The organism is Pantoea sp. RIT-PI-b (genome assembly GCF_001187905.1).
Classification (GTDB): Bacteria; Pseudomonadota; Gammaproteobacteria; order Enterobacterales; family Enterobacteriaceae; genus Pantoea; species Pantoea nemavictus.
On the sequence record NZ_LGIS01000033.1, the window covers coordinates 411,642 to 424,804 of the forward strand.

Below are 13,163 nucleotides of genomic sequence, written 5' to 3' on the forward strand. Positions count from 1 at the left end.
GAATTGATCGCTTCCTAAATATGCGGAGAGTCACTATGTCAGCTTCAGTATTAAAAGACGCGCCCGGATGGACGCAGCCCTTTGCGCCACTCAACGGTTTTTCTCACCATTACGCCACCGTTGATGGCGTGCGCTTGCACTATGTCAGCGGCGGTAACGTAAACGGTGAAACCCTGCTATTGCTGGCCGGTTTTCCGCAAAGCTGGTTTGCCTGGCGTCAGGTGATGGCGCTGTTAGGCGATCGCTACTTTATTGTTGCGCCGGATCTGCCCGGGCAGGGCGATTCCGACAAACCGCTCAGCGGCTACGACACTACTTCGCTGGCGCAGAAAGTGCAGGGCTTGATGCAGCAGCTGAACCACTCGCGCTACTACCTTGCCGCGCATGATGTGGGCGCCTGGGTTGCCTGGCCGTATGCCACGCTGTATGGCGATCAAGTGAAAAAGCTGGCGCTGCTCGATGCCGGTATTCCTGGTGTGACCTTACCGGAAGCATTGCCCGCTACGCCGGATAAAGCGTGGAAAACCTGGCACTTTGCCTTCCACCTGTTGCCGGATCTACCGGAAGTCTTAATTGAGGGTCGCGAAACGGTTTATCTCGAATGGTTCCTGAAACGCAAAGCGGCTAGTCCGATGGTATTCACCGATGAGGATATGGCGGAATACACCCGTTTATTACAGCAGAAGGGCGCCGTACGCGCGGGGATGGCGGCTTACCGCGAAGTGACGGTGTCGGCAGCACAAAATCGGGATTTGCTGCATGAACGGGGCAAATTAACGCTGCCGTTGCTGGCTATCAGCGCCGATCAGGGTTCGATTGCCGATATGGCGTTGCCGCTGGGAGAGTTTGCGGCAAATGTCACGGGAATTAAGATTGCGCACTGCGGTCACTTCATCCCAGATGAGCAACCGCAGGCGCTAGCCGAAGCGTTAAGCGAGTTCTTTATTTAGGTGACGCTGTCACTTAATCAGAACGACATCGTTACCCCGGCATAATAAGCGCGGCCCGGTTCATTGTAGGTTGAAGCACCCGAATTCTCGCGGTAAATGCGTTTATCAAACAGATTGTTGATACCCGCATTGGCGCGCAGATTTTTGGTGATGTCGTAATTGACGTTCAGACCAAACACCGAATACGGGCTGATTTCCTGCGTGGACATATTAGAGGAATCAATATTTGTCTCAGCACTCTGACGTGGTTTCTGGCGGCCATACTGCGTCCAGTTGATATTGGCGCTGAGGTCCTGTGTCGCCTGCCACTCCAGCTGAGAATTGATGGTAAATTCCGGGATCACTGACAGCGGATTGCCGGTTTTCTTGCTCTCAGAGCGGAACATGTAGGTGGCGTTGGTGCGCCATTCCAGCGTATCGGCAATCAAAGGGATGGTTAGGTTACCTTCCAGCCCTTCAACAATCGCCTTTCCGCCGTTTTCCCAGCGCAGCACGTTGTAAGTTGGATTAGTGCTGGAATAGACCGGTTCGGTACCAGAAACGATCTTGTTCTTATAATCGTTGCGGAACCAGGTGATGCCCGCCACATAACCCTCATTACTGAACTCCAGCCCAATCTCTTTATTGACGCTGGTTTCCGCATCAAGGTCTTTATTGCCTAATAAATAGCATCGGCTAAGGCCAATTGGGCAACCGTTGCCGCGCGTCGAAAGCAAATAACCCGGCGTGGACTGATACAGATTGGGTGCTTTAAACACCCGTGCAATACCGGCTTTTAAGGTGAAGTAATCCCCCAGGCCTTGCGAGACGTTGAGGCTCGGGCTCCAGTTCGCGCCAAATTGATCGTGATAATCAAATCGCAGGCCGGGAATCACTTCGGTGCTATCGGTCGCGGCGATGTTGTCTTCAAAAAAGAGTGAACTGAGGGTGGCGCTATTTTTACTGCTGCGCTGCGACGGATCGCCAGAGCTGTCGGGCAGATTCACACCGGGCGCGCTAGCCGCCAGCATGGAAGCCGGATCGTTCAACTCATCGCGGTTCCACTCGGCACCGAGAGTAACGGTTTGATCAACCAGCAGCTGCAGCGGGAAGTTGATTTCACCGCCTGCACGATAGCTTTCTAATCGGCTGGTGGCATAGGTGTCGCTGTTGATCATCCCTTCGGTACGGCCTGCGGTACCTTCCTGCAAGCGGGTATTATTGGTTTTCTCGTAGTTGAAGTTGAGCTTCGAGGTGCCCCAATCCCAAATCCCGTTATGCGCAATACCATAGCTCTGGCGATACATGCGGTTGGTCTCATCGCCATACAGCGATTCCACTAAGCCGCCGGTGCTGGCGTTGCTATTACTGTTTTGCGTATCACCGGCGTAAATATTGCCCTGACGGCTGTAGCCGTAGGAGAAGTCAACGATTTGCAGCGGGGTGATTTTCCACGACAGCACCGTGTTGATGTCTTTGTTACGCACGCCCTCGCGACCTGCCGCGTAGGAGCCATTTTCAGCGGTGTTGATATCGAACGCATCGGCATCGGTACGGTTGATGTTGCCGTACAGCCGCATGGTTAGCGCATCACCGGCCAGTGGACCGCTGAGGTTGAAGTTGGCGCGGCGCGTATCACCCTCTTTGTCATTTTCTGGCTGGCTGGTATAGAGCGACAGCGAACCGTGCCAGTCGTTGGTAGGGCGCTTAGTGATGATATTCACCACGCCACCTGCCGCCCCGGAACCGTAGCGCGCAGCGGCTGGACCACGAATCACTTCAATGCGCTCGACCATCTCTGCGGGCACCCAGTTGGTGTCGCCACGAGAATCGCGTTCGCCGCGCCAGCTATAACGCACCGAGTTACGAGAGGAGACAGGCACGCCGTCAATCATCACCAGGGTGTTCTCCGGGCCCATGCCACGGATATCAATTTGTCGGTTGTTGCCACGGCTGCCGCTGGCACCGTTGCCGGTCAGGTTCACGCCCGGCATTTTGCGGATGATGTCTGAGAGATCGTTAACAGGGGGATTTTTCTTGATGTCTTCAGCGGTGATGGTGGACACACCCGGTTGCTGTTTGAGCTCCTGCTCGGCGGTGACAATCATTGATTCATCGTCAGCCAGCTTTTCTACGGTTTCAGCTGCAAAAGCCGGCGAGGTTAGCAATCCCGCTAAAAAAAGCGCAATCGGACGCTTTTTGCCACGCATAGTTACATTCACTTAAGTTTTCTCCCTGTTACGTTAACAATTGTAAGTAAATGCGCATGATAATGATAATGCTTCTCATTGTAAATCTGGCATGACAAACCTTTACACATCAGTGGCATCATGGAGATAGGTGAGAGAACTCCAGGTGATTAGACGAATCTGTTATGACTAAGAAGAGTTTTGTCAGTTCAGTCAGCAAAAGCAGGTAGTTGATTCGCTAGCAAAATCTGAAATGTGGGCGCATTTCAACGTGTCCGCCATAGCCGAAAAGCCAGTTTTAATGGATTTGCATCTCTATTCCCATTTTTCGGCAATAGATATGTATTTTTTGCATTTGTGATTGTTATCTAAGTTCCAGAGAATGCTGATCGGGACGTATTTACCCTAAATAATTCGAGCTGCAGCAAGGCGGCAAGTGTGTGAATCCTCAGGAGCTTACTTAAGTAAGTGACTGGGGTGAGCACGCGAAGCCAACGCAGCTGAAGCTTGAATTATGAAGGGTATGAGGATGACAATTCCTTCCACCACGCGCCTTCGCGCGGGTGAGTCTGGAGAAAAAACCATCGCTACCTCAACGCCTTTTCCCTGTGGGGAAACATTTTATAAATCAGGAGAAAGGTTCCAGTGAAATTCGCAAAAGGTTTAACTCTTTTTGCGCTCGCTCTGAGTGCACACACCGCGTTCGCCGCCGATGAAAATGTCCCAACTGACAGCTCAATTCATGTGCAGGCCGATCCTGCATTGAAAAGCCTGCTGCCTGCAGATGTGGTTAAACGTGGCTACATTGTGGCCGGAACCAACCCCAACACGCCGCCAACCACCTTCTATAAAGAAGACAACAAAACCCTGGCCGGTCGTGAAATCGATATCATGAATGCCGTGGGTGAGCGCCTGGGAATCCAGGTTCAGTGGCGCGATACCGGCGGTTTCGACAACATTATTCCGGGCCTGAAAACCGGTCGTTACGATGTGGCGCTCTCAAACATCAACGCCACCCCGGCGCGCGCCAAAATCATCGACTTTGTCGGTTATTACGATGCTAGCCGCCTGGGCATTATCTCGCGTAAAGATGCCAATATTGCCCCGTTCAAAAACCTGTCAGATGTCTGCGGTAAAGAAGTCGGTGCCGGTTCCGGTACCACGCAGGTAACGCGTCTCGAAGAGGCCAGCAAAGCCTGTGAAGCCGCCGGTAACAAACCTATTAAGGTGTCGGTATTCCCGGATCGTCCAGCGGGCGTGCAAGCAGTGGTAAGTGGTCGCGTGCCGATGTTCCTCGGCCCATACGAAGGTTTGCTGTGGCAGGTGAAAGTGATCAAACCGTTGACCATGAGCGGCGAAATCACCGTGCACGATGCGCCAGTTTCTGTCGCCTTCCCGAAAGATTCAGCGCTGGAGCCAGCGGTACAGGCGGCACTAAACTCGCTGATCAAAGATGGCAGCTACAACAAGATCCTCGACAACTGGGGCATCGGTTTTGGTGCTGTTAAACAAGCCAAACGCAATCAGGAAATCTTTCAATGAGTGACATTCACCACCATACCGACGACCTGAAAATCGTCGGCAAACGTTACTACGGACGCTGGCTGAGTGCGCTGGTGGTGCTGTTGTGCGTGGTGGCGATGGCGCACTCGATGATTAACAATCCCCGCTTCGAATGGAGCGTGATTGCGGAGAACTTCACCGGCGAGTCGATCCTGCAAGGCGTATTGATGACGCTGCAGCTCACTGCCATCTCTGTGGTGCTGGGGTTTGCTTTTGGTACGGTGCTGGCGCTGATGCGCCTCTCCTCCAATCCGGTGCTGGTGGGCGTGAGCTGGTTTTATACCTGGTTCTTCCGCGGTGTGCCGATGCTGGTGCAGCTGTTCCTGTGGTACAACATTGCGGCGCTTTATCCGACTATCGCACTCTCGATTCCCGGCCTTGGTGAAATCTGGAGCACTCAATCGAACGCGCTGGTGAGCCCCTTCAGTGCTGCGGTGATCGCGCTGGTGATGCACCAATCCGCGTACGCCGCTGAGATTGTGCGTGCCGGTATCCAGAGTGTCGGCAACGGCCAGCTGGAAGCGGCGCGTGCGCTGGGCTATCGCCCGTCACAGATTTTCCGCCATACCGTATTACCGCAGGCGATGCGCGCCATCATGCCGCCGGCCGGTAACGAAATTATTGGTCAGCTGAAAACCACTGCGGTGGTCTCGGTGATCTCACTGCAGGACGTGCTGTTTTCGGCGCAGATCATCTATCAGCGTACCTATGAAGTGATTCCGCTGCTGCTGGTTGCCACGCTGTGGTATCTGCTGATGACCTCAGTGTTGTCGGTGGGGCAGTTCTATGTGGAGCGCTATTTTGGACGTGGTGTGACGCGCTGGGAAAAACGCAGCTTGTTGAAATCGCTGCCGGGCTTCTCAGCGGCCAAAGCAGAAAGGAGCGTCAGCAATGGGTGAAGCCATCGCCTTACGTAAAGTCACCAAGCGCTTCTCAGGCGTCACCATTCTTGATGAAGTGAATCTGGATATTCCGGCCGGTTCGGTGACGGTGATCCTCGGACCATCGGGCTCAGGAAAATCAACGCTGCTGCGCTGCATCAACCATCTGGAAAAACTCGACGGTGGCACCATTCGCATCGGCGGCGAAATCATTGGCTATAAGCAGAAAGGCCAGGCACTGCACGAGTTGAGCAGCAGCGAAGTGGCGCGCCAGCGTGCCGAAATCGGCATGGTGTTCCAGCAGTTCAACCTGTTTCCGCATCGTACCGTGTTGCAAAACATCGTTGATGCGCCGATGCGTGTGAAGAAGCAGAGCCGCCAGCAGGCAACCAGCAAAGCGTTGTCGCTGCTAAAGCAGGTGGGTTTATCCGGTCGTGAAGATGAGTGGCCGCAGAATCTCTCCGGTGGACAACAGCAGCGCGTGGCGATTGCCCGTGCGCTGGCCATGGATCCTGGCGTGATGCTGTTTGATGAACCTACCTCAGCGCTCGATCCAGAACTGGTCGGCGAAGTGTTACAGGTGATTCAACAGCTGGCGCACTCCGGCATCACCATGGTGGTGGTGACGCATGAGATTGGTTTTGCGCGCGAGGTTGCCGACAACATTGTCTTTATGGAGAGCGGCAAAATCGTGGCGGCAGGGCCAACCCAGCAGGTCCTCGACGACCCGGAAAACGGGCGCGTAAGAAACTTTATTGCCACAGTCCTCTAGGATTGCAACGGTGCCTCAGGCACCGTTTTTCATTTTTAATGCCAGGAAAAGTGATGACGCAAAAATCGGTAATGCACAGCGCCCACTGGGGCGCTTTTCATGCCCAGCAACAGGGCGATCGGCTTAGCATCGAACCGTTTAAGGGCGATCCCGATCCCAGTCCGCTGCTACAAAATTTCCGTACCGCCTTAAACCATCCGGCGCGCGTCTCCCGTCCGATGGTGCGTCGTGGCTGGCTGGAGAGTGGCCCGGGCCCGGACGATCGGCGCGGTAACGACGAATATGTGGCGGTGAGCTGGGACGAGGCTTACGCATTAGTGGCGCGTGAACTGCAGCGCGTCGGCGACAGTTATGGTCCGGAAGGCATTTTCGGCGGCTCTTACGGCTGGTCGAGCGCGGGACGCTTCCACCATGCACAGAGCCAGGTACATCGTTTCCTCAATACCACGCTCGGCGGCTATGTACGCTCGGTCAACAGCTACAGCTCGGGTTCCGCTTCGGTGTTGCTGCCGCATATCGTCGGCGACATGAATGAGATTGCGCGGCGCGGCGTGAGCTGGGAGGAGATCGCCCAGCACAGCGAAATCGTGCTGGCGTTTGGTGGTCTGGCGCTGAAAAACTCGCAGGTTGCCAGCGGTGGTTTAAGTGAACACACCGAGCGCGGTTTTATGCAGCAGGCGGCGGAGCGTGGCACGCGCTTTATCTCGGTCAGCCCGCTGCAAAGCGATCTACCCGCTGAAGCGCAGGGCGAATGGTTGGCGCTGCGCCCAGGCACCGACGCGGCCTTTATGCTTGGCGTGTTATCGGTATTGATTGCCGAACAGCTCACCGATGAAGCCTTCCTCGCCCGCTACACCGTGGGCTGGGCAGCAATGGCGGCTTATATTCGTGGGGAAGAGGATGGCACCCCGCGCGATGCGGCGTGGGCAGCAGAGATTTGTGGCGTAAGCGCTGAATTTATCCGCGATTTTGCGCGCCAGCTGCACGGCAAGCGCGTGCTGGTGACGGTGGCGCATGCCTTACAGCGCGCGGAAAACGGCGAGCAGCCAGTGTGGCTGGGACTGGTGCTGGCGGCAGCGCTCGGTCAGCCGGGTTTACCGGGCGGCGGCTACACGTATGCGCTTGGCGCGCTCGGCCATTACGGCAAACATCACAATCTGGTCAGTTTCCCGGCGCTGCCGCAGGGCAAAAACGGCATCGATCGCCTGATTCCGGTGGCGCGCATCGCCGATATGCTGCTCAATCCCGGCAAGCCGTTTGATTACAACGGGCGGCGCTTAACCTATCCGCATATTCGTCTGGCGTATTGGGCCGGCGGTAATCCGTTCCATCATCATCAGGATCTGGCGCGCTTGCGGCAGGCATTCTGTCAGCTGGATACGCTGATCGTGCATGAAATTGCCTGGACCGCCAGCGCGCGCCATGCCGATATCGTGCTGCCCGCTACCATGACGCTGGAGCGTGAAGACATTGGCGGCGCGCCGACCGATCGCCATCTGTTTGCAATGCAGCCGGTGGCAGAACCGTTCGGCGAAGCGAAAGACGATTACGCGATATTCACCGAGCTGGCGCGCCGTTTAGGCCGGGAAGAAGCCTTCACCGAAGGGCGCGATACGCGTGGCTGGTTGCAGCACCACTACGCGCAGCTGCAGCAGAAGCTGGCGGCGCATCAGGTGGAAATCCCTTCGTTTGATCAGTTCTGGCAGCAAGGCGTGCTGGAGTTACCGCAGCTGAAAGATGGCGGTCGTATGATTAACGCGTTCCGCGCCGACCCCGCAGCCGCGCCGTTGCCAACGCCGAGCGGTAAAATTGAGATCTTCTCAGCCACCATCGCCAGCTTCTATTATGAAAACTGCCCGGGTCATCCGGTGTGGCGCGAACCGCAGCAAAAACCGAATCCCGATCATCCATTCTGGCTGATAGCCAATCAGCCGGCGACGCGTTTGCATAGCCAGCTGGATTTTGGTGATTACAGTCAGAGTGGTAAACGCGATGGTCGTGAGGTGTGCAGTTTGCATCCGGCGGATGCGGCGTCCCTGGGGATTCGTGATGGCGAGATTATCGAGCTCTACAACGAGCGAGGTCACGTGCTGGCCAGCGCGCGCCTGACCGAAACCATCATGCGCGGCGTGGTGCAATTGCCCACCGGCGCCTGGTACGATCCGGTCGATCCTACGGCATTGCGTCCGCTGTGCCGCCACGGCAATCCCAATGTGCTCACGCTGGATATCGGCACTTCGTCACTGGCGCAAGGCTGCAGCGGACAAATCACCGTGGTGCAGGTTCGCAAATACCGCGGCGAATTAACGCCGGTGCAGGCGTTTATTCCGCCAGGTTCTTCATGATTCTCGGCGGGTTAAGGTAAATCGGTCGCCATAAATGGCGACCCTACGTTAATTTGGCGACATTTTCGTAGGGTGCGCATTTATGCGCACCTTCAACTACGCCGTGGTTTTACGATTCTGCGTTAAATCTTTCACCGTTTCCGCCGCGCGTTTGCCGGCAAGAAAGGCGTGATCGGAGTTGTAATACTCCCACTCGCTGTAGCGTCCTGACAGTTGAATACTTTGCGTCGCCAACCAGCTACGTATCAACGCAACATTGGCGCTGCGCTGGTGGTCATAGACAACATAGGCGTACGGCATATCGACTTCACTGGCGGTGATGATTTTATCATCGGCATTGATGATGCCGACCCGAATGCAATCCTTAATGCAGCGCTCAATCAAGGCGTCACCTTCGCAAGGCAGCGGCTGATCGTCGCGATAGGTCATTTCACAGGTCAGGCCAAAACCGCCCGGCGCATTACACTGCGGGCTGGCGTTACCTTGCAAAAAGATGCGGTGAAATAAGGTGTCGCCGGGATAGTAAATCCAGTGTTTATCGCTGATTGCCGCGCGCCCTATGCCTAGATTGACGCAGCGCACCGAGATATGTCGCAACTGTTTTGCCGCCTTCTGCACCGCTTCTGGGGCGAAATTGCCCATCAGTCGTACCAGTTCTGGCAGCGGCAACGTGCTGATCATCTGGTCATAATGGAATTGTCGTCCATCCTGCAAGCGCACACGGCGTTGCAGCGGTTGGATCTCAGTAACCGCTGCCTCCCGTTCCAGCGTACAGCTCAGGTGCGGCAGGAACCCCTCCATTAATGCCTGAAATCCACCGCGCAGCGGATAGCCAAAACGCGCGTTGGGGCCGACCGGCTTCGCCAGCGGGGCCAGTGCGCCGCTAATAATTTGCTCGAGATCCGGCAGCGGTACGCGCCCGCCGAGCCAGGAGGTTTCCATATTTGCCAGCGGCGTTTTCCACAGCTTTTGGTTATAGGGCAGGGCGAAATGGTGAGCGATGCCTTTGCCCCAGGTACGGAAGATAAAGCTCTCAAAATCTTCGCTCTCTGTTTGCGCCGCAAAACTCTCACCATCCGGTATCGCACCATCGGCGCAGCAGTCACGACGCGTCTCAGAGGTCACCGCTTGCAGCGTCGCCGGATGCGCGCCGTAACGCGCTTCGATCGCCCCCAGCACACATTCACCGATCACCTCGGCGGGCAAACCGTGTAGCGCCGACTGGAAGGGATAGCGCGTGTAAACATCATGGCTGTAAACCCAGGCTTCACGCTCTTGCCAGTGCTGATTGTCGCCGAGCAAGGTGTCGTATAAGCCCAGCACGTAGGGATCGTTGGAGAACATGATGTGGCCGGCATGATCGAAGGTGAAACCCTGATCTTTGATAGAACGGCACCATCCGCCCACCGAGCTATTTTTCTCCAGCACCACCGCGCCTGCGCCATAGTGATAACCCGCACTCAACCCGGTTGGCCCGGCTCCGAGAATGAGACACTCAATCGGGTTTTGCGCCAGCGGCTGTGGACGTGCAGCGATAACCTCGGGCTGGGAAAGGTCACGTTTGTTTAGCGCGACGATATGCGTCTGCATCTCCTCAACGGTGCGATCCCATGATGTTTCCGCCACCCGTGCTGCCATGTTTTTCGCTAACTGAGAGCGTGTTTCAATCGGCATGGTTAGCGCCGTTTCGCAAGCGGCAATAAAGGTTTGCGGTGAATTGGCGATGCTGACAACTTCGGCATAATGGCGCACCACATCGGCAATCGCGGTGCTGACGATCGGCAACTGCGCCGCCATATACTCCAGCACTTTGGTGGGACTAATAAAGCGGGTGGAGGAGTTCAGCGCAAACGGCATCAGACAGACATCCCAGCCGGCAAGGAAGTGCGGCAACGCTGCATAGGGTTGCTGGCCGAACCAGTGCAGGTTGCTGCGCTGCGGTAGGCTGGCGAGGTCTATTTTCACCACCGGGCCGACCATCACAATTTGCCAGTCGGGATGGGCATCCGCCAGCGCGGCGAGCAGCGGCAAATCCAGACGCTCATCAATGACGCCGTAATAACCCAGGCGCGGTTTCGGCATATTCTCCTGCAGCGGATGGCTGTTAGTGCGATCCAGCGCCTGTTCAAAATGCGCCGCATCCACGCTGCTTGGATAGCAATAGACGTGGGCATGGCGATGCTTTTTGGCTTCATACAGGCTTGTGCCGCCGGTAAACACCACATCGGCGCGGCTCAGCAGGGCCGATTCACGCTGCTGCAACTGGCGCGGCGCCTGGTTAAAGGCCGAGAGTTCATCCATGCAGTCATAGATAATCGCGCTGGGATTAAAACAGGCCAGCAGTGGCAGCGCCATCGGGGTGTAAAACCATACCAGCGGCGTTTCATCTGCGTCGAGCAGCTCGGCCAGCAGCGGTTGCAGCACGGCGATTTGACTATCATGAAAGCCCGGCGCGGCGACATCGGTATGCGGTTCAATCACCGTGACGTTGGGCGCCGGTTGATATTGTCGTAGCGCCGCTTCGCCAGGCTGATAAATCGGCTCTTCGATGAACACAATGCGGTGAAACTGAGCGAGGCGCGACAACAGATGCTGCGGACGCTGAAACACGAATCCCCAACGCAGATGACTAAAAACCACTAATACCGATTGTTTCATGACGCATTCCTCTGGCCAGCTGGCCGCGGTGATATGACCCTGAAAGCGGGCTAATATTTGTTGTGACTGCTGCAATGACGCGGCATAAACCGGGTTGAGCACCCGTTTTTTGTGGGGATCGACATCCCACAAGCCGCTGCGTGGCCAGTGTTCGAGATCTTCCCAAAGGGGACGATCGATAATGGGATAGAGACAGATGCCGCGGATATCGCAGCCACTCAGCTGTGCCTGTACGACATCGGCGGTAACCTGAGACAGCCAGGCGGCGCGTCCGCTACCGACATGGCTGGTTTCGGCCAGCAATAGCGGCCGCTGATAGCGCTGCGATAACGCCGCAAGCATCCGGTGCAGCGGCACGCGGCGTGCATCCCCTAAATGCCACTCCAGCCGGCAGCCGGACCAGGTCAACCACTGATTACCGTGGTAGTAATTGGCACCGACCAGATCGAGATAACGCGGCTTGCCGCCCAGCTCGGGTTCGCGCAAACCGGCGATCATGTCCCATGCCTGGTACTGCGAGGCGATAATCTCTGCGCTGCGCTGGCGGCACGCATCGCTCTCTTCATCGGGTACCACGTGAATGATCGGGTCACAGTGCAGGAAGCGCGCACGGGGATCGACGCTCTCAATGGCGGCACATCCGGCCAGCGTGGCGCGAATGAGCTGGCGTTTAATCTCATCGGGATCGCTGTGCGCATTATTGCCAAACAGTCCAACCGAAATTCCCCACGCCATAAATGAGATCTCATTCATCGGCGAATAAATCGGTGCGTCTTCATAATATTCAGCGAGAAACAGCGCCATGCGCTGGCAAAAGTCGGCAAAGCGCGGCACGAATTCAGGCGCGAATAAGGTGAGATCGTCAGGCCAGCCGTAATGACAAAAGCTCCAGTTAATTTGTAATCCAAACGAGCGCGCCGAATTCATACGTTTTTTCAGGTTGGCAAAAATCTCCTCTGGCGCCATTTCGGCCAGTCGCCAGCCAATACTTTCGCGAACGGATGTAATACCGAACTGCTGCAGCGCGGCGTAATCGTTATGGTATTGAGTTAAATGATCATTCACTGCATTCATGGAAAGTTTTTCGCCGAAGGGATTGATATGGTCCGCACCCTCGTAACCGGCCTGCCAAAAGCTAGAAAATGGCGGCATGCTGTTCCCCCGGAATAATATTCAGGAAATAGAGATAAATAATAATGAGTTAATTATTAACAGCGTGATGTGAATCAATGCTTATCAGTAAGATATAAATGCCAATTTTAACCAGCGCACATTTTGTAGCGGCGCAATTTATTGCGCGATGAATCGCGCCGCTACGAATAGTGCGGTAATTGTTTAAATCATTCGTCTGTTAGTAAAACGTTCGGGGATTAAATTATGAAACTTATTTTAAATTATAACCACGGTTTAGCTTAACGCAAATTATTGAGCGTAAAAGAAAATAAGCACAGCGCTAATTAGATTTACTATAAGTGAAGCGGTAGATGAGTTTTAAATAAATGCACCTTAAATATTTCTTACGCTTAACTCACATATTGAAGAGAATGCCATTGGGCTATTTAACGGCATTACTACACTTAAATAACCCAATTCGGGTTAATGGAGGTACCTATGTCAGAGCGTCCAGATGATGATGATGTAATTCCCCTGCCAGGCGATGATGAACCTTTACCTGACGAAGATGATGATTTACCTCGCGACACTGAATTTCCCGAAGATCAGCAACCTAAAATCTGAAAATGGCTAGAGCCGCCGCTGGCGGCTCACTATTTAGATAGCACTCTGTGACATTTCCCCCATAATAGCTCTCCAGGAATTCATTTTTA

General features: G+C 55.1%; 8 protein-coding genes. 6 read left to right on the forward strand and 2 right to left on the reverse strand.

Annotation, left to right across the window (positions count from 1 at the left end):
* Positions 1-35: 35 nt before the first annotated feature.
* Complete coding sequence (locus tag AC790_RS22730; RefSeq protein ID WP_007894086.1) at positions 36-950, forward strand: alpha/beta fold hydrolase; 915 nt, start codon at positions 36-38, stop codon at positions 948-950.
* 17 nt (positions 951-967) lie between these two features.
* Here AC790_RS22730 and AC790_RS22735 read toward each other — a convergent pair whose 3' ends face one another.
* Entirely contained in the window at positions 968-3,139 is a 2,172-nt protein-coding gene (locus tag AC790_RS22735; protein ID WP_200902285.1) for a TonB-dependent siderophore receptor, read from the reverse strand.
* Between the two features lie 624 nt (positions 3,140-3,763).
* Here AC790_RS22735 and AC790_RS22740 point away from each other — a divergent pair.
* The 4 genes from AC790_RS22740 to AC790_RS22755 are packed head-to-tail and all read left to right on the forward strand — an operon-like array spanning position 3,764 to position 8,679.
* The gene (locus tag AC790_RS22740) at positions 3,764-4,660 is read left to right on the forward strand and encodes an ABC transporter substrate-binding protein (protein WP_007894078.1); all 897 of its coding nucleotides are present in this window, start codon (positions 3,764-3,766) and stop codon (positions 4,658-4,660) included.
* Positions 4,657-5,580, forward strand: a complete 924-nt coding sequence (locus AC790_RS22745) for an amino acid ABC transporter permease (RefSeq protein WP_049853311.1) — start codon at positions 4,657-4,659, stop codon at positions 5,578-5,580. Before AC790_RS22740 ends, AC790_RS22745 begins: the two co-directional genes overlap by 4 nt.
* Positions 5,573-6,334 (forward strand): amino acid ABC transporter ATP-binding protein, encoded by a 762-nt coding sequence (locus tag AC790_RS22750; RefSeq protein WP_007894075.1) that lies wholly within the window; start codon positions 5,573-5,575, stop codon positions 6,332-6,334. The genes AC790_RS22745 and AC790_RS22750 overlap by 8 nt, the downstream gene beginning before the upstream one ends.
* Before the next feature lie 53 nt (positions 6,335-6,387).
* Positions 6,388-8,679, forward strand: coding sequence for a molybdopterin-dependent oxidoreductase (locus AC790_RS22755; protein ID WP_049853312.1), 2,292 nt, complete (start codon positions 6,388-6,390; stop codon positions 8,677-8,679).
* Positions 8,680-8,775: 96 nt separating this feature from the next.
* On the opposite strand, the gene AC790_RS22760 is transcribed toward AC790_RS22755, so the two are convergent.
* Positions 8,776-12,489, reverse strand: coding sequence for an FAD-dependent oxidoreductase (locus AC790_RS22760; protein ID WP_049853313.1), 3,714 nt, complete (start codon positions 12,487-12,489; stop codon positions 8,776-8,778).
* A gap of 459 nt (positions 12,490-12,948) precedes the next feature.
* On the opposite strand from AC790_RS22760, the gene AC790_RS25275 reads away from it, so the two are divergent.
* A complete protein-coding gene (locus AC790_RS25275; protein ID WP_007894066.1) occupies positions 12,949-13,074 on the forward strand; it encodes a hypothetical protein in 126 nt (41 codons plus the stop codon).
* Positions 13,075-13,163 lie beyond the last annotated feature (89 nt).

What these genes read in the sequence shown, in the direction of transcription:
- AC790_RS22760 (WP_049853313.1), bottom strand. Translation starts at nt 12,489, where the DNA reads ATGCCGCCATTTTCTAGCTTTTGGCAGGCCGGTTACGAGGGTGCGGAC.
- AC790_RS22750 (WP_007894075.1), top strand. Translation starts at nt 5,573, where the DNA reads ATGGGTGAAGCCATCGCCTTACGTAAAGTCACCAAGCGCTTCTCAGGC.
- AC790_RS22745 (WP_049853311.1), top strand. Translation starts at nt 4,657, where the DNA reads ATGAGTGACATTCACCACCATACCGACGACCTGAAAATCGTCGGCAAA.
- AC790_RS22735 (WP_200902285.1), bottom strand. Translation starts at nt 3,139, where the DNA reads ATGCGTGGCAAAAAGCGTCCGATTGCGCTTTTTTTAGCGGGATTGCTA.
- AC790_RS22730 (WP_007894086.1), top strand. Translation starts at nt 36, where the DNA reads ATGTCAGCTTCAGTATTAAAAGACGCGCCCGGATGGACGCAGCCCTTT.
- AC790_RS22755 (WP_049853312.1), top strand. Translation starts at nt 6,388, where the DNA reads ATGACGCAAAAATCGGTAATGCACAGCGCCCACTGGGGCGCTTTTCAT.
- AC790_RS25275 (WP_007894066.1), top strand. Translation starts at nt 12,949, where the DNA reads ATGTCAGAGCGTCCAGATGATGATGATGTAATTCCCCTGCCAGGCGAT.